Below are 17,906 nucleotides of genomic sequence, written 5' to 3'. Positions count from 1 at the left end.
TTAACCTTTGATGCAATCGACGGTGTAACAACGACCACTGCCGTCGTCTTCGTGCTGCAATCCATGAACATCGGCGACAAAACCGGGGAAACTGCTATCGAACGTACGAGCAAACGCCAGGTAGTCGATGATCGATCGCGTCGACTCGGTAAAGCGCTCGCCGGGCATGATCAACGGAATGCCCGGCGGATAAGGCACTAGCATCACGGCTGCGATGCGCCCTGGCAAGGCGTCAATCGATACCGCCTCCACTTCCCCTCTCACCAATTGGTCGTAGGCGTCGGCCGGTTTCATCGCGATTTCCGGCAAGACCGTGTACATGCGCTTGAGGTGTTTGGCGGTGGCATTGCTGCGATAGCAACCGTGCAATTGGTCGCACAGGTCGCGCAACCCCAGGCCTTGATAGCGTACAGGGCCTTGGGCAAATACCGATGGCAAACAACTGGCCAGGCTGACATTGGCATCGTAGCTGCGCTTGAACTCCAGCAACTCGGTGAGCAAGGTACTCCATTTGCCTTTGGTGATCCCCATGGAGAACAGCACGAGAAAGGAATACAACCCGGTCTTTTCCACCACCAACCCGCGCTCCCAGAGAAACTTACTCACCACCGCAGCGGGAATGCCACACTCGCTCAAGGCGCCACCGGCGTTAAGGCCAGGCATCACCAACGTCACCTTGATCGGGTCGAGCAGCACGTAATCTTCGGCCACATCACCAAAGCCATGCCAGTCATCCTCAGGCTGCAGCAGCCAATCCGCGGTGGCGACCCGGTCGATACCTGCGACCGAGGGCGGCTGCCAGATGGAAAACCACCAATCTTCAGCGGCGATATGCTGGCGCAAGTTGGCCAGGGCTCGGCGAAAACTCAGGGCCTCGTCGAACATTTCCTGCAACAGCGAACGCCCGGCCGGGCCTTCCATCATCGCCGAGGCCACGTCCAGCGAGGCGATGATGCTGTATTGCGGCGAGGTCGAGATATGCATCATGAACGCTTCGTTGAAACGGTCGCGGTCCAATTGCCGCGCTCCGCCATCCTGCACATGAATCATCGAAGCCTGACTGAACGCCGCCAGCAACTTGTGGGTCGAGTGTGTGGTGAATACCAGTGGGCTGTCAGGAGTGCGCGAGGTGCCCATGCCATAGCGCCCGGCGAAGAACTCGTGAAACGCCGCATAGGCGTACCAGGCTTCGTCAAAGTGCAACACCTCGACACTGTTACCCAATTGTTGCTTGATCAGCTCGGCGTTGTAGCACAGCCCGTCGTAAGTTGAATTGGTGACCACCGCCATCTTCACTTTCGGTGACCGACCACGGGTCAAGGGGCTGGCTTCGATCTTGGCGCGGATCGACTCAGGGCTGAATTCGCTCAAGGGAATCGGCCCGATGATGCCCAGCTCGTTACGCTCCGGGCACAGGTACAGCGGGATAGCCCCGGTCATGATGATCGAATGCAACACTGACTTATGACAGTTGCGGTCCACCAGCACCAAGTCATCGCGGCCGACCATGGAGTGCCAGACGATCTTGTTGGCGGTCGACGTCCCATTGATCACGAAGAACGTGTGATCGGCGCCAAAGTTGCGCGCGGCACGGGCTTCGGCCTCCGCCAACGGCCCGGTGTGATCGAGCAGCGAGCCCAGCTCGGGCACTGAAACCGACAAGTCCGAACGCAGGGTGTTTTCCCCAAAAAACTGATGAAATGCCTGCCCCACCGGGCTTTTGCGATAGGCCACGCCGCCGCCATGGCCAGGAGTGTGCCAGGAGTAATTGGAGTCGGCGGTGTGCTGCACCAGCGCTTTGAAGAACGGCGGCAACAAGCCGTCGAGATAGGATCGAGCGGCGCGAGCGACTTGCCTGGCCAGAAACGGCACGGTGTCTTCGAACAGATAGAGAATGCCGCGCAGTTGATTAAGCTCGCTCATCGCATCGGCCGGAGCGTTTTCCAGGGTGACTTGCTCGCCCAGGGCGAAGATCGGCAGGTTGGGCGCCCTCACCCGTGCCAGGCGGATCAACTCGACCATGTTTTGCAGCAGATGGGTGTTTTCTCCGGCGCCCTCAGCGGCGATCAGCATGCACGCGAGGCCATGATGGGTAGATGCCACCAGCCGGCCTTCGGCGTAGTCCACAGCAGAAAAAATACTGAAGCCCTCTTGTTCCAACTCTTTGGCAATGCCTCGGACCCGATCACCGGCAACGGTGTCGGCCTTGATGTCGCGGTGCACGATCAGAACGGGGAACTTCAGGTCTTTGTACATGAGTGCTTGTAGTCCGCAGGGCTATGCACTCAAGGGTAGAAGCTGGGATGGAATGACGCGAATGAAGATGTTGAAAACGCTGTAGGTCAACTGTGGGAGCTGGCGTGCCGACGATAACGGTAATAACTGACACACCGCTATCGCGACAATTTGATCGTGTTCGGCCGTGGTTACTGCTGCGTCAGTTGCGACCACAACGCTGGCGCACCCGCCGACTTGGCAATGGCTTCCAACCGTTGCGCATGTTCAACCATATCCTGCTCGCTGGCACGGATAATGGCGCTGGGCTTGCGATCAGCCGGCAAGCGGCGAATTTCCGAAGCCCGGTTACCCGAGCCTTCCGCCGAGCCGCTGCCATCGGAGGCGTTACCGGCCAGGGACAGGCTGGTTTGCCCGCCGGTCATGGTCAGGTAAACGTCAGCCAGAATCTCGGAGTCGAGCAAGGCGCCGTGCAGTTCACGGCCGGAGTTGTCGACACCATAACGTTTGCACAAGGCATCGAGGCTGTTGCGCTGGCCCGGGTGACGCTCACGGGCCATCATCAAGGTATCGAGGATCGAACAGTGCTGGGAGATATCCGCACGGTCCGTCTGCCCCATCAGGGCAAATTCGTTATTGATGAAGCCGACGTCGAACGCCGCGTTATGGATGATCAGTTGGGCGCCGTTGATGAACTCGAAAAACTCATCGGCCACTTCGGCAAAGCGCGGCTTGCCCTTGAGGAATTCGTCGGTGATGCCGTGGACGCCAATCGCGCCTTCATCACTGTCACGGTCCGGTTGCAGGTAGACGTGGAAGTGGCGACCCGTGAGGCGACGACCCATCAACTCCACACAACCGATTTCAATGATCCGGTGGCCATCGGTCACCGGCATGCCGGTGGTTTCGGTATCGAGTACAACAGATCGGATGGCCATCAGGGCTCAGCTCTCAACGGTTCGGTGCATTTCAAGGGGCGGATATTAACACGCCTTCCCATCGAAACGACCCACGGCGCAAATCCACGGGCGCACACCCACAGTTTTTTACAAGCTTTAGCAAACCTGCCGCAGTTTATTGCACGTGTCGTTGCTAGCCTGCGCGCCTCTCCTTGATGCGGAATATTCAGACTCATGCGTAACATTAAATGGCTGCTTACACTGTGCCTGCTCAGCGCCGCAAGTGCACAGGCCACCAGTTTCGTCATGACGACCGATGCTCTGGTCAGCCTGTCGATGAGCGCCACCAAAGGCACCAGCAGCAGCTTCAAGGACGATAAGATCGTGCTGGAGGCCAAGGCCGATGCTGCATCATTTGTCGCAAGCCAAGGTAGAATACGCGGCGCGCAGCTTGAGTCAGCGTTCCAACACATCCGCCGCGCACGGGTAGACTTGCAGTGCACGGACGACCAACTCGCTCGTGCAATCCTCGTACTGTGACCGAGGTCGATCACTGAGTTTTTTGATCAGATCAGTCATTACGCCATTTTTCCTGAGAGCGCCCGATGATTGAAGCTCGATATGCCAGCGCGCTGCTGATCACCAGCCTCCTTCTGGGTGGGTGCGTGTCCCTGCCCGCGCCCGACACCTCGGGCGAGCGTCTACCACTGATCGTGGCGCACCGAGGCGGCACGGCGGACTTTCCGGAAAATACGCTGCTGGCTATCGACAATGCCCTGCGCAATAACGTCGACATGCTCTGGCTTACCGTGCAACTGAGCCGTGACGATGTCCCCGTGCTGTATCGGCCCACCGATTTGAGTGCCAATACTCAGGGCGCGGGCTCTGTGATCGAAAAAACATGGGCCCAGTTGCAACAACTGAATGCCGGATGGCAGTTCAAACAAACAGCAGTCGATGGCCAAGTGACGTATCCCTATCGCACCCAGGCAGTATCGCTACCCTCATTGCAACAGGCACTGGCAGTGATTCCAGCCACAACCCCGATCATCCTTGACATGAAAGCGTTGCCTGCCGCCCCTCAGGCCAAGGCTGTCGCGCGGGTGCTGGAGCAAAACCACGCCTGGGGGCGGGTGCTGATCTACTCCACCGATGCCCGCTACCAGCAGGCGTTTACTCAGTACCCTCAGGCCCGCCTGTTCGAGTCCCGGGATGACACCCGAAATCGCTTGGCAAATGTCGCCCTGGCACACAGCTGTAACCCAGCCCCGCAAGCCGGCAGTTGGGTGGCGTTTGAATATCAACGTAAAGTCGAACTGGTGGAAACCTTCACCCTGGGTGAAGCGCGTTCGCCGGTGACTGCCAAATTATGGACACCTCAGGCCGTCGACTGCTTCCAATCGAAGGGCGAGTTGAAGATTCTGGCGATTGGAATCAACAGCGAAGCCGATTACCGGGCCGCTGCCTGCCTTAAGGTCGATGCGGTACTGGTTGATTCACCGCGCACGATGCGGGATGTAAAGCAGCGGCTCGAGCGGCCGCTGCGGTGTAATTAACTAGCTCTGCTTGTAGCCACGCACATCATCCACGCCACGATTGGCCAGTTGGTCTGCGCGTTCGTTGCCGGGATGGCCTATGTGCCCGCGCACCCATTTCCAGGTGATGTTATGGCGATTGCATTGCTCATCGAGCAATTGCCACAGGTCGGCATTCTTGACCGGCTCCTTGGCTGCGGTTTTCCAACCGCGTTTCTTCCAGTTGACCATCCACTCGTTGATGCCCTTCATCACATATTGCGAGTCGGTCACCAGCAGCACGTCACACCGGCGCTTGAGTTCTTCCAGGCCACGAATGGCGCCCATCAGCTCCATGCGATTGTTGGTGGTGTTGGGTTCGCCGCCCCACAGTTCCTTCTCCACGCCTTTACACACCAGCAAAGCGCCCCAGCCGCCAGGGCCAGGATTGCCCTTGCAGGCGCCATCAGTGAAGAGTTCTACGCTATCGGTCATCGGTTGCATCCATTAAAACGGGTTTGCCGGTAATCGACCGACAGAATCCCGAGGCCAAAAGATTCGGCCTGAAATCTAAAAGGGGGTTTACGGTTCGCTTTGCTTGCGGTTGACCTTGGCCATCGGCATGGGCACCAGCTTACCCATAGGCTGGCGCAGCACCTGACGCACCGGCCGCAGCCCAACCACGATCTTGCGCGCAACCAATAAATAGAAGCCGCCACCCGAGAGTTGCCAGGCACCCGCCCGACGTTCCCAGCCGGCCAGGCGGCCTTGCCAGCGGGTCGACGCAAGCGGCGGACGATAGCACCCGAAGCGGCGTTTCTCCAGCGCAAAGCCCAGCAGGTTCAGCCAGTCGCCCACCCGTGAAGGCGAGATGCAACGTGCCTGGCGCAAGCCGTCATGGGCAAACAAATGACGCAAGCCCCAACTGCTCCAAGGGTTGATGCCGACAATCAGCAAATGGCCACCAGGGCGCACACTGCTGGCGGCTTCACGCAGCAGGCCGTGGGGCGACAGACAGAAATCCAGGCCATGCTGCAACACCACCACATCGGCGGCATGCTCGCTCAACGGCCAGGCCTGTTCCTCGCAGACAATCTCCACACCCGGCAACGGCGCGCCCAGGCGCACATTGCGCTGTACCTGCGGCGCGGCAGGCGGTGTCTGGGCCGACGGGCCGTAATGCACCAGGTAGCCGCCGAAGAACCGTCCCAACTCGTCTTCGAGCATGCGCCGTTCTTCATCCAGCAAAAATTGCCCGATCGGCCCGGACAGCCATTCGCGGGCTGCGCTGATCAGAGCCAGCCACTCAGGATCGGCCTGGGCGAACGCTTTATCAGTCATTGCATTCTCCAACTCGCCTAGACGTTCTAAGATGCACCAATGTGTTCAGCTTGGCGAATCGAAGAATGATACAGATCAGTGCCCTGCCCGCCTTCACCGACAACTACATCTGGTTGTTACAAGACCCTCAAACCCAGCGCTGCGCCGTGGTCGACCCCGGCGATGCTGCGCCCGTATTGGCCTGGCTGAAGCTGAACCCGGAATGGGCCCTCAGCGACATTCTGATCACCCATCACCACCATGATCATGTCGGCGGTGTCGAGCAACTGAAAAGTGTTACAGGCGCTAAAGTCTACGGACCGGCGAACGAGAAGATCCCGGCGCGCGATGTTGCCTTGAACGATAATGACCGCATCACCGTACTAGGCCGGGATTTCGACGCTTATACGGTGCCCGGCCACACCCTCGGCCACATAGCTTTTTATCACCAAGGCGTGCTGTTTTGTGGCGACACCTTGTTTGCCGCCGGTTGCGGCCGCCTGTTCGAGGGCACGCCGGAACAAATGTACACCTCGCTGGAACGCCTGGCGGCCCTGCCCGGTGACACGCGGGTGTACTGCACCCACGAGTACACACAAAGTAACCTCAAGTTCGCCCAGGCTGTCGAACCGGACAACGCCGATATCGCCGAACGGGTGGAAAACGTCAACCGCCTGAGGGCCCGTGGCGAGATGACGCTGCCGTCCAACCTGGCCCTGGAAAAACGCACCAACCCTTTTCTACGCACCGCCGAAACATCCGTTAAACAAAAAGCGGACGAACGGAACGGCCGTGACAATCGCTCTGGGGCCGAGGTGTTTGCTAGCTTGAGGGCGTGGAAAGATAAGTTCTAACAGGACGCAATCTGATACGTAATTTCTGAATGGTTGACCGGAACCAAAGCGCTTTCTAGAATCGCCCGACATTTTTGCCCGGAACTTACTTCCAGCCAATGTCGTCATCTATTCGTAAATCCATCTCTTCAGACGCATTGACCCGCCTGGCTCAAGCTGTGGCGGTGGCTGTGTCCGCGACTCTGGCGGGCTGCCAATCGACAAATTTCGCTGCACAATCCACCGTGCAACCCAAACCCAATCTTGCCGCCAAGATCAAGCAAAAACCTATTTGGCTATCCGAGAAGTCCAACCCCGAAGTACCCCAGGATGTCTGGGAACGCATGCGACGGGGCTTTCAGTTGCAGGACGGCCTGGGCGTCAACCCGCGCATCGAGCAACAGCGCTTGTGGTTCGCCAGTAACCCGTCCTTCCTGGAGAACGCCGGGGAACGCGGCAGCCTCTACATTCATTACATCGTCGAACGCCTTGAAGAACGCAACATGCCCCTGGAGCTGGCGCTGCTGCCAGTGATTGAAAGTGCCTACAACCCAATGGCCTACTCGCGCAGCGATGCGGTTGGCTTGTGGCAGTTCATCCCCTCCACCGGACGTTACTTCAACCTGCGCCAGACCCGTGCCTATGACGGCCGCCGCGACATCACCGCATCCACCACCGCCGCCCTGGACTACCTGACCCGCTTGCACGACATGTTCAACGGCGACTGGCTGCTGGCCCTGGCGGCCTACAACGCCGGCGAAGGCACGGTCAGTCGGGCCATCGAGCGCAACGAGAAACTTGGCCTGCCAACCGACTACTGGAACCTGCCCCTGCCTCAGGAAACCAAGGACTACGTGCCCAAGTTCCTGGCGCTGTCCCAGGTGGTACTGGCCCCCGAGGCCTACGGCGTCAACCTGAGCCCGATCGCTAACCAGCCGTACTTCGAAGTGGTTGAAGTCAAGCAAAGCATGGACCTGTCACGGGTTGCCGCACTGGCCGAAATCGACGAAGACGAACTGTTCCAGCTCAACCCGGCCCTGAAACAACGCACCACCCTCGACGGCCCCCAACATTTGCTCGTGCCGAGTTCCAAGGCACAACTGCTCGCCAGCACCCTTTCGACGATGAAGCCTGAAGAATTGCTGGCCATGCGCCCCAAAAAGCAGGTGTTCGACGAAGTTGAGACCACGCGAGTTGCTGGGCGTACCCGCAATTACAAAGTCAGGACCGGCGATAACCTCACGATGATCGCCAAGGCGAACAAGGTCGATGTGCATGACCTGCAGCGCTGGAACAAGCTCAACGGCCAGGCACTCAAGGTCGGCCAGACCCTGGTGATGCAAGACACCCGCAAGCTGGTGGCCAAGGCCGACAGCAAGAAGCCGGTGCAATACAAGGTCAAGAAAGGCGACTCGCTGTACATCGTTGCCAAACGTTTCAACGTTGAGATGCAACATCTCAAGCGCTGGAACCCACGTACTGGCCAGGCGTTGAAGCCAGGGCAGATGCTGGTGGTTTCCGGGCCAAGATAACCCCATGTGTGAGCGGGCTTGTGTGGGAGCTGGCTCGTCTGCGATAGCATCACCTCGGCGCATCTGAAACACCGGGGCGTTAGTATCGCAGGCAGCCAGCTCCCACATCTGATCTTCACATGGCTCAAGCCTCTGGCCCGTCCCTCCAACAGCCTTTTTCCAACCGGAACAAGCTGTTACTGTACCGATCATAAAGCCCAAGCCGCCTGGATCGGATCTCTGACTTGAAGCGTCCCCTCCTTCTACTAATAAGTCTGGCCTTGAGCTTTGCAGCGAACGCGACCATTACCGAAAGCCACGGTTACACGCAGTTCGGCACGCTCAAGTACCCGGCCAAATTCACCCACTTCGATTGGGTAAACCCTGCAGCGCCAAAAGGCGGGACATTGCGGGTCATGGCATTTGGCACTTTCGACACCCTCAACCCCTACACCTTCAAGGGCTCAAGCCCGGTATCCACTCCCAACTTCCTTCAGTACGGCGTCAACGAGCTGAACGAACCGTTAATGGTCGGCACCGGCCAGTACGCACCTTCAGGCGATGAGCCCACCTCCAGCTATGGGCTGATTGCCCAGTCGGTGGAGTACAGCGAGGATCGCAGTTGGGTGGTGTTCAACCTGCGCCCGGAAGCGCGCTTCCACGATGGCAAGCCGATCACCGCCTATGACGTGGCGTTTTCCTACCGCACCCTGCTGACCGAAGGCCACCCGCAGTACCGCACCAACCTGCAAGAGGTGGCGCGGGTCGACATCCTCAACCGCCACCGCATCCGCTTTGTGTTCAAGCGCGCCGGCAACCCGCTGCTGATCCTGCGCCTGGGCGAGTTACCGGTACTGCCTCAGCATTACTGGAAGAACCACGACTTCAAGGCCACCACGTTCGAGCCGCCACTGGGCAGCGGGCCGTATCGCATCACCAAGGTCAGCCCAGGCCGACAATTGGTGTTCGAGCGGGTCAAGGATTACTGGGGTAAAGACCTGCCGGTCAACCAGGGCTTCTACAACTACGACAAGGTCGAAGTGGAGTTTTACCGCGACAGCGACGTGGCCTTCGAAGCCTTCAAGGCCGGGGAGTTCGACATCTATATCGAACACCAAGCCAAGAACTGGGCCACGGGTTACAACTTCCCGGCGGTCAACCGTGGCGATGTGATCAAAGCGCAGATCGCCCATCAGATCCCCACCCAGAGCCAAGGCCTGTTCATGAACACGCGGCGGCCAACCTTCGCCCAGACCAAAGTGCGCGAAGCGTTGGGGCTGATGTTCGACTTTGAATGGACCAACCGCAGCCTGTTCAGCAGCGCGTATAAACGCAGTTTGAGTTACTACCCCAACAGCGAATTTTCGGCGACCGGCGTGCCGGTGGGCCATGAATGGCTGATGCTCTCGCCCTACCGCAACCAACTGCCTGCCGACCTGTTTACCCAGCCATTCAGCCTGCCGCAGACCGACGGGCGCGGTATCCCTCGCGAGACCATGCGCCGAGCCCTGGCCCTGCTGGGTGAAGCCGGGTGGAAACTCTCGGGGCAACGCCTGCTCAACAGTGACGGGCAACCCCTGCGCTTCGAGATCCTGCTGGTCAATCCGAACCTGGAGCGGATCCTGCAGCCCTATATCGAGAACCTGATCAGCATCGGCATCGACGCGCGCCTGCGCACCGTTGACCGAGCGCAATACAAGCAGCGCCTCGATCAGTTCGACTTCGACATGATTCTGATGACCCTCAACCAGACCCTAAGCCCGGGCCTTGAGCAGTGGCAGTACTTCCACTCCAGCCAAGCCACGATCAAAGGCAGCAAAAACTACGCAGGCATCGCCAACCCAGTGGTCGATCACCTGCTGGAACAATTGCTGGCGGCGCAGACCCGCGAGGAGCAATTGGCTGCGGGCCGAGCCCTCGACCGCGTGTTGCTGTGGCAGCACTACAGTATTCCCAACTGGTACCTCAACTATCATCGCTTGGCGTACCGCAACCGGTTCGCCTTTGTCACCACGCCGCCCTACAGCCTGGGCCTGAGCGCGTGGTGGCTGAAAGCTTCGGAGAAAGCCCAATGATGTCTTTGCGTACGGCTCTGCTGAGCAGCTTGTTGCTGTGCACTGTGGCCAATGCCGCGCCGCAACATGCGCTGACGCTTTACAACGAGCCTCCCAAGTACCCCGCCGACTTCAAGCATTTCGACTACGTGAACCCGGACGCGCCCAAGGGCGGTACCTTCCGCGAGTCAAGCATGGGCGGCTTCGACAGCCTCAACCCGTACATCAGCAAGGGCGTGCCGGCGGATAACCTCCCGCTGATCTACGACACCCTGGCCATGCAAAGCCTGGACGAACCCATCACCGAATACGGCCTGGTCGCCGGCAAGATCGAAAAAGCCCCGGACAACAGCTGGGTGCGCTTCTACCTGCGCCCCGAAGCACGCTTCCATGACGGCCATCCCATGCGCGCCGAAGATGTGGTGTTCACCTTCCAGGCGCTGATCAAGGATGGCTCCCCGCTATACCGCACCTACTACGCCGACGTCGACGAGGTGATCGCCGAAGACCCGTTGCGCGTGCTGTTCAAGTTCAAGCGCACCAACAATCGCGAATTGCCGCTGATCCTCGGGCAATTGCCGGTATTGCCCAAGCATTGGTGGGCGACTCGCGACTTCACCAAGGGCAATCTGGAAGTTCCGTTGGGCAGCGGGCCGTACAAGGTCGCCGAGGTCAAGGCCGGGCGCATGGTGCGCTACGAACGGGTCAAGGACTACTGGGCCAAGGACCTGCCGATCACCCAGGGTTTCTACAACTTTGATAACCGCATCACTGACTATTACCGCGACAGCACGGTGGCTCTTGAAGCCTTGAAAGCCGGGCAGTTCGATTACTGGCTGGAGTTCAGCGCCAAGAACTGGGCCAACGCCTACAACATTCCGGCCGTCACCCAGGGGCGGCTGATCAAGGAAGAAATCCCCAACGGCAACCCCACCGGCATGCAGGGTTTTGTGTTCAACACACGCAAACCTATGTTTCAGGATGTACGGGTACGCAAGGCCATCAGCCTGCTGCTGGATTTCGAGTGGAGCAACAAGCAGCTGTTCAACGGCGCCTACACCCGCACCCGCAGTTACTTTGAAAACTCGGAAATGGCCGCCACCGGCCTGCCCGGCCCGGACGAACTGGCGATCCTTGAACCGCTGCGCGACAAGATCCCGACCGAAGTCTTCACCCAGGCCTTCGAGCCCGCCAAAACTGACGGCAGCGGCATGATCCGCACACAGCAACGCGAGGCCTACCAATTGCTGCAAGAGGCAGGCTGGAAGATCGTCGACGACAAAATGGTCGACACCACTGGCAAGCCGGTAACTATCGAGTTCCTACTGACCCAAACCGACTTCGAACGGGTGCTGCTGCCCTTCAAGCGCAACCTCGCTGACTTAGGAATAGACTTGGTGATTCGCCGGGTCGACGTTTCGCAGTACATCACCCGCGTGCGCTCGCGTGATTTCGACATGGTGGTGGGCAGCTTTCCGCAGTCCACCTCGCCAGGTAACGAACAGCGAGAATTCTGGAAGTCCTCCAGCGCCGACAAACCGGGCAGTCGTAATTACATCGGCCTGAAAGACCCGGCCATCGACCAGTTGGTGGAAGAGTTGATCGACGCTGACTCGCGCAAAAGCCTGGTAGCCCATGCCAAGGCACTGGACCGCGTGTTGCAGTTTGGCTACTACGTGATCCCCAACTGGCACATCAAGACCTTCCGCGTGGCGTACTGGGACCACTTGGGCCATCCCAAAGTCCCGCCGCGCTACGACGTCGGCACCTCCACCTGGTGGAGTAAACCCGACGCAAAACCTGCCGTCATCCCTGACACAAGCGCCGATCCGGCGAGCGGAGGCGATTAAATGCTGGCCTATATCTTTCGCCGCCTATTGCTGATCATCCCCACGCTGTTCGGGATTTTGCTGATCAACTTCATCATCATCCAGGCCGCCCCCGGTGGCCCGGTGGAGCAGATGATCGCCAAACTCGAAGGTTTTGAAGGTGCCACCAGCCGCATCGCCGGTGGCGGCGCCGAAGTCTCGGTGGCCGGTTCCAGCTACCGGGGTGCCCAGGGCCTGGACCCGGCGCTGGTCAAGGAAATCGAGAAGATGTACGGCTTCGACAAATCGGCGCCGGAACGCCTGTGGATCATGGTCAAGAACTACGCCCGGCTGGACTTTGGCGACAGCTTCTTCCGTGATGCCAAGGTCATCGACCTGATCAAGGAAAAGATGCCGGTGTCCATCTCCCTCGGGTTATGGAGCACGCTGATCATGTACCTGGTATCGATCCCGCTGGGAATCGCCAAGGCCACACGACACGGCAGCCACTTCGACGTGTGGACCAGTTCGGCAATCATCGTCGGCTATGCGATCCCGGCGTTCCTGTTTGCAATCCTGCTGATCGTGGTGTTTGCCGGCGGCAGTTATTTCGATTGGTTCCCGTTGCGCGGGCTCACCTCCAACAACTTTGAGGAATTGAGCTGGGGCGGCAAGGTCCTCGATTACTTCTGGCACCTGGCCCTGCCCGTCACTGCGCTGGTGATCGGCAACTTCGCCACCATGACGCTGCTGACCAAAAACAGCTTTCTCGACGAGATCAACAAGCAGTACGTGGTCACCGCCAAAGCCAAGGGCCTGACCAACCACCGCGTGCTCTACGGCCATGTGTTCCGCAACGCGATGCTGCTGGTGATCGCCGGTTTCCCCTCGGCATTTATCGGAATTTTCTTCACCGGTTCACTGCTGGTAGAGGTGATCTTCTCCCTCGACGGCCTGGGTCTGATGAGCTTTGAAGCGGCGATCAACCGCGACTACCCGGTGGTGTTCGGCACCCTCTTCATCTTCACCCTGCTGGGGCTTGTGGTGAAACTGATCGGCGACCTCACCTACACCCTGGTCGATCCACGTATCGACTTCGCCAGCCGGGAGCATTGAGATGAACTTATCCCCCCTCAATCGCCGCCGGTTCGAGCGCTTCAAAGCCAACAAACGTGGCTGGTGGTCGCTGTGGTTGTTTCTGATCCTGTTCGTGCTGAGCCTGGGCGCGGAGCTGATCGCCAACGACAAACCGCTGGCGGTGCACTTCGACGGCGACTGGTACTTCCCGGCGCTCAAGCGCTACCCGGAGACCACCTTTGGTGGCGAGTTCCCGCTGGAGGCCAACTACAAGAGCCCGTATATCCAGGAACTGCTTAAGGCCAAGGACGCCTGGACCTTGTGGGCGCCGATCCCGTTCAGCTACCAAAGCATCAACTACGACCTGAAAGTCCCCGCGCCGGCACCGCCGTCGAGCGTCAACCTGTTGGGCACCGATGACCAGGGCCGCGATGTACTGGCGCGGGTGATCTACGGGTTCCGCGTGTCGGTGCTGTTTGCCCTGACGCTGACCGTGCTCAGCTCGATCATCGGCGTGATCGCCGGGGCCTTGCAGGGCTTCTACGGCGGCTGGGTCGATTTAGCCGGGCAGCGCTTCCTGGAGATCTGGTCGGGCCTGCCGGTGCTGTACCTGCTGATCATTCTTGCCAGCTTTGTGCAGCCCAATTTCTGGTGGCTGCTGGGGATCATGTTGTTGTTTTCCTGGATGAGCCTGGTCGACGTGGTGCGCGCCGAGTTCCTACGCGGGCGCAACCTCGAATACGTCCGCGCGGCCAGGGCCTTGGGCATGCAAAACGGCGCGATCATGTTCCGGCATATCCTGCCCAATGCCATGGTCTCGACCATGACGTTCATGCCGTTCATTCTCACTGGTGCCATCGGCACCCTCACCGCCCTGGACTTCCTCGGCTTCGGCCTGCCAGCGGGTTCACCGTCGTTGGGCGAACTGGTGGCCCAGGGCAAATCCAACCTGCAAGCGCCGTGGCTGGGAATGAGTGCCTTTGCCGTGCTGGCGATCATGTTGAGTTTGCTGGTGTTTATCGGCGAGTCCGCTCGCGATGCTTTCGACCCGAGGAAATGAGATGAATCAGGACAATCTGATCGAAATCCGCGACCTCTCCGTCGAGTTTGTCACCGGCGATCATCACCACCGTGTGGTGAACAACATCAGCTTCGATATCAAGCGCGGCGAAACCCTGGCCCTGGTCGGCGAAAGCGGTTCGGGCAAATCGGTGACCGCGCACTCGATCCTGCGCTTGCTGCCCTACCCGTTGGCCCGGCACCCGTCCGGCACCATCACCTATTCCGGGCACGACCTGCTGACGCTCAAAGAAAAAACCATCCGGCATATTCGCGGCAATCGCATTGCGATGATCTTCCAGGAGCCGATGACCTCGTTGAACCCGCTGCACTCCATTGAAAAGCAAATCAACGAAGTGCTCGGCCTGCACAAGGGGCTCACCGGCAAGATCGCCACCCAGCGCACCTTGGAACTGCTGGAACTGGTGGGCATCCCCGAACCGCACAAACGCCTCAAGGCCCTGCCCCACGAACTGTCCGGCGGCCAGCGCCAGCGGGTGATGATCGCCATGGCCCTGGCCAACGAGCCAGAGCTATTGATCGCCGATGAGCCGACCACCGCCCTCGACGTCACGGTGCAGTTGAAGATCCTCGAACTGCTCAAGGAGTTGCAGGCGCGGCTGGGCATGGCGTTGCTGCTGATCAGCCACGACTTGAACCTGGTGCGACGCATCGCCCACCGCGTGTGCGTGATGCAGCAAGGGTGCATCGTCGAACAGGCGGATTGCGAGACGTTGTTCCAATCGCCCCAACATCCTTACACGCAAGAACTGCTTGCCGCCGAGCCCAGCGGCGGCCCGGCCACCAACGAGGTTGGCCCGCCCCTGCTGGAAGTCGATGACCTGAAGGTCTGGTTTCCAATCAAGAAAGGCTTTTTGCGCAACACTGTCGATTACGTCAAGGCGGTGGACGGCATCAACTTCAGCCTGCCTCAGGGGCAAACCCTGGGCATCGTCGGTGAAAGCGGCTCGGGCAAATCGACCTTGGGCCTGGCGATTTTGCGCTTGATCGGCAGCAAAGGCGGGATTCGTTTCGAAGGCCAGCAACTGGACCGCCTCACCCAGAAACAGGTACGCCCGCTGCGCAGGGAAATGCAGGTGGTGTTCCAGGACCCGTTCGGCAGCTTGAGCCCGCGCATGTGCGTCAGCGAGATCGTCGGTGAAGGCCTGCGCATTCACAAGATGGGCACGCCTGCCGAGCAGGAAGCGGCGATTATCGCGGCGCTCAAGGAAGTGGGCCTGGACCCGGAATCACGCCATCGCTACCCCCACGAATTCTCCGGCGGTCAGCGCCAACGCATCGCCATCGCCCGCGCCTTGGTGCTCAAGCCACGCCTGATTCTGCTGGATGAACCCACTTCGGCCCTGGACCGCACGGTGCAGCGCCAAGTGGTGGAATTGCTGCGTAGCTTGCAGGCCAAGTACAACCTGACCTACCTGTTTATCAGCCATGATTTGGCGGTGGTGAAGGCGCTGAGTCACCAACTGATGGTGGTCAAGCATGGGCAGGTGGTGGAACAGGGGGATGCGCGGGAGATCTTTGCCGATCCGCAGCATGCCTATACCCGGCAGTTGTTGGAGGCGGCGTTTTTGGTGCCTACGAGTTAGGTTTTACTGGTCCAGAAAATGTGAGAGCTGGTGCAGGTTGTCGCTGGTTCGCTGAGTACATATCCGTTGTTTGGGTAACGGATATGTACTCAATGACCAACCCAAAGACCACCACAAGAGCCCGTTCCCACACTAGATTTAAGTAGCAGCGAAGGCCATCCCCCAACTCAGTTCTTGTAGTCAGTATCGGTACGCTCCAACTGCCGAATCAACGCATTCCAATGCCTGGCCACGCCCGGCCCGTCACCACTGCTGAACACCTTGGCCTGCTGTTCAACCCTGGCCACCACTTCTGCCGGCGGAAAGATCAACTCCGCATTGCCCCCCGCCTGCGCCGCAACCTGGATATTGCACGCGCGCTCCAATCCTTGCAGTTGCTGGAACGCATGCTCAACGCTGACACCTGCGGTCAACAACCCATGGTTACGCAGAATCATCACACTCTTGTCGCCCAAGTCCGCCACCAGCCGCTCACGCTCATCCAGATCCAGGGCCACGCCTTCATAACCGTGGTACGCCACGCGCCCGGAAAAACCGATGGAATGCTGGGAGATCGGCAACAGGCCGTCCTTCTGCGCCGACACCGCAATACCGTCGCGGGTGTGGGTGTGCAACACCGCTTGCAGGTCATGACGGGCGCCGTGAATGGCACTGTGGATCACATAACCTGCGTAGTTGATCCCCAAGCCCGTAGGGTCGTCGACGATGGTGCCGTCGAGGTCAACCTTAACCAGGTTGGAGGCGCTGATTTCATCGAACAACAGCCCGAAAGCGTTGATCAGAAAATGCTCCTCCGGCCCCGGTACACGGGCAGAGAAGTGGGTGTAGATGTGGTCAGTCCACTTGTACAAGGCCGCCAGTCGATAGGCCGCAGCCAGTTTGACGCGCACTTCCCACTCTTCTGGAGTAACGCGCTGGCGGACGTTGCTGGAAACGCTGGATATCGAGGTGACGCTGCTCATGGCAAAACTTCCTGGATGGCCTTAAAGACTTCCAGGCAAGCCTATGGGATGGGAAAAAATAATAAAAAGCACATTTTAATCTAAGCTAATTATTATTTTTTTTCATATCACGCAGCATCCTTGATCTTGTGCAACGAAGCCGCAACCAACTCACCAAACGCATCCACCGGCCCTTGCAGGTTGCCGAGGAAGTGCGGGTAGATCAGCCACAAGTCCATCACCGGCTTGAAATCCTTGAGCGGCATCACCGCCAACTGCTCGCGATGGGCGCTACGTTCCAACAGCGGGCGTGGCACCAAGCCAAGACCCAAGCCGTCCGCCACCAGGCCCAGTTGCAGCTCGGTGCCGAAGGTTTCCAGGTTGACCCGCAGCGCCAAACCCTGATCAGACAAGGTGCGCTGCAAACCCGCACGGAAACCGCAGCCATCGGGGTTGAGAATCCAACCGTTCTGGTACACATCCGCCAACTTGCACGGCTTTTTCGGCAGTTGCGCCTTGGCACACACCACCACCAATTCCATCTTGCCGATGGACTCGCCGACGATGTTGTCCGGGAATATCTTGCCCGCAGGAAACAGCGCCGCCGCCGCATCCAGCTCGCCGCGCTCGATCTTGCCGACCAGTTGGCTGCCCCAACCGGTAGCGACCTGGGCGCGCAAGTCGGGGTATTCCGTACGCAGGTGCTTGAGCGCATCCAGCAACACGACATCGCCGATGGTCTGTGGCACGCCCAGGCGCAACAGGCCGGTGGGCGGCGCATCGGTGGCCACCAATTCACGCAGGGCATCCATCTCGCGCAGGATCAACCGGCATTGTTCATAAACCCGGGTGCCGATCAGAGTAGGCTTGAGGGGCTTGGTGTTGCGGTCGAACAGTTCTACACCCAGCGCCTGCTCAAAGTTCTGCACGCGGCGGGTGATGGCCGGCTGGGTCAGTTGCAACGACTCGGCGGCATGGCTGATGGACTGGCAACGAATCACTTCGACAAAGGCATCGATATCGTCAATTTTCATTTAGGCCGCACATA

15 protein-coding genes are annotated in these 17,906 nt (G+C 59.3%); 9 read left to right on the top strand and 6 right to left on the bottom strand.

Annotated features, from left to right (window positions below):
- Complete coding sequence (locus tag BFL40_RS25615) at positions 1–2,256, bottom strand: Orn/Lys/Arg family decarboxylase (RefSeq protein WP_071486550.1); 2,256 nt, start codon at positions 2,254–2,256, stop codon at positions 1–3.
- Between the two features lie 170 nt (positions 2,257–2,426).
- Entirely contained in the window at positions 2,427–3,167 is a 741-nt protein-coding gene (dnaQ, locus tag BFL40_RS25610) for a DNA polymerase III subunit epsilon (protein WP_408003991.1), read from the bottom strand.
- 201 nt (positions 3,168–3,368) lie between these two features.
- On the opposite strand from dnaQ, the gene BFL40_RS25605 reads away from it, so the two are divergent.
- Together BFL40_RS25605 and BFL40_RS25600 are read left to right on the top strand one after the other, a co-directional pair.
- Complete coding sequence (locus BFL40_RS25605) at positions 3,369–3,674, top strand: DUF2388 domain-containing protein (RefSeq protein ID WP_071486548.1); 306 nt, start codon at positions 3,369–3,371, stop codon at positions 3,672–3,674.
- A gap of 65 nt (positions 3,675–3,739) precedes the next feature.
- Complete coding sequence (locus BFL40_RS25600; RefSeq protein ID WP_071486547.1) at positions 3,740–4,690, top strand: glycerophosphodiester phosphodiesterase family protein; 951 nt, start codon at positions 3,740–3,742, stop codon at positions 4,688–4,690.
- Here BFL40_RS25600 and rnhA read toward each other — a convergent pair whose 3' ends face one another.
- Both rnhA and BFL40_RS25590 read right to left on the bottom strand, forming a co-directional pair.
- Positions 4,691–5,143, bottom strand: coding sequence for a ribonuclease HI (gene rnhA / locus BFL40_RS25595; protein WP_057436798.1), 453 nt, complete (start codon positions 5,141–5,143; stop codon positions 4,691–4,693).
- Positions 5,144–5,230: 87 nt separating this feature from the next.
- Positions 5,231–5,989, bottom strand: a complete 759-nt coding sequence (locus tag BFL40_RS25590) for a class I SAM-dependent methyltransferase (RefSeq protein ID WP_071486546.1) — start codon at positions 5,987–5,989, stop codon at positions 5,231–5,233.
- Positions 5,990–6,054: 65 nt separating this feature from the next.
- Here BFL40_RS25590 and gloB point away from each other — a divergent pair, with 65 nt between their 5' ends.
- The 7 genes from gloB (at position 6,055) to BFL40_RS25555 (ending at position 15,917) form a co-directional block, all read left to right on the top strand.
- Positions 6,055–6,822 (top strand): hydroxyacylglutathione hydrolase, encoded by a 768-nt coding sequence (gloB, locus tag BFL40_RS25585; protein ID WP_071486545.1) that lies wholly within the window; start codon positions 6,055–6,057, stop codon positions 6,820–6,822.
- Between the two features lie 98 nt (positions 6,823–6,920).
- A complete protein-coding gene (locus tag BFL40_RS25580) occupies positions 6,921–8,333 on the top strand; it encodes a transglycosylase SLT domain-containing protein (RefSeq protein ID WP_071486544.1) in 1,413 nt (470 codons plus the stop codon).
- 224 nt (positions 8,334–8,557) lie between these two features.
- The gene (locus BFL40_RS25575; protein WP_071486543.1) at positions 8,558–10,387 is read left to right on the top strand and encodes an extracellular solute-binding protein; all 1,830 of its coding nucleotides are present in this window, start codon (positions 8,558–8,560) and stop codon (positions 10,385–10,387) included.
- Positions 10,384–12,216: an extracellular solute-binding protein gene (locus BFL40_RS25570; protein WP_071486542.1), complete on the top strand. Its 1,833-nt coding sequence runs from the start codon at positions 10,384–10,386 to the stop codon at positions 12,214–12,216. Before BFL40_RS25575 ends, BFL40_RS25570 begins: the two co-directional genes overlap by 4 nt.
- Positions 12,217–13,290, top strand: a complete 1,074-nt coding sequence (locus BFL40_RS25565) for a microcin C ABC transporter permease YejB (protein WP_071486541.1) — start codon at positions 12,217–12,219, stop codon at positions 13,288–13,290.
- Between the two features lies 1 nt (position 13,291).
- The gene (locus BFL40_RS25560; RefSeq protein WP_017738565.1) at positions 13,292–14,311 is read left to right on the top strand and encodes an ABC transporter permease; all 1,020 of its coding nucleotides are present in this window, start codon (positions 13,292–13,294) and stop codon (positions 14,309–14,311) included.
- Position 14,312: 1 nt separating this feature from the next.
- Entirely contained in the window at positions 14,313–15,917 is a 1,605-nt protein-coding gene (locus BFL40_RS25555; protein WP_071486540.1) for an ABC transporter ATP-binding protein, read from the top strand.
- A gap of 167 nt (positions 15,918–16,084) precedes the next feature.
- Here BFL40_RS25555 and BFL40_RS25550 read toward each other — a convergent pair whose 3' ends face one another.
- Both BFL40_RS25550 and BFL40_RS25545 read right to left on the bottom strand, forming a co-directional pair.
- Entirely contained in the window at positions 16,085–16,879 is a 795-nt protein-coding gene (locus tag BFL40_RS25550; protein ID WP_071486539.1) for a class II aldolase/adducin family protein, read from the bottom strand.
- 107 nt (positions 16,880–16,986) lie between these two features.
- Positions 16,987–17,892 (bottom strand): LysR family transcriptional regulator, encoded by a 906-nt coding sequence (locus BFL40_RS25545; RefSeq protein ID WP_071486538.1) that lies wholly within the window; start codon positions 17,890–17,892, stop codon positions 16,987–16,989.
- Between the last annotated feature and the right edge of the window lie 14 nt (positions 17,893–17,906).

Source organism: Pseudomonas costantinii, from assembly GCF_001870435.1.
Classification (GTDB): Bacteria; Pseudomonadota; Gammaproteobacteria; order Pseudomonadales; family Pseudomonadaceae; genus Aquipseudomonas; species Aquipseudomonas costantinii.
This window is presented reverse-complemented; position numbering and strand designations above follow the sequence as displayed.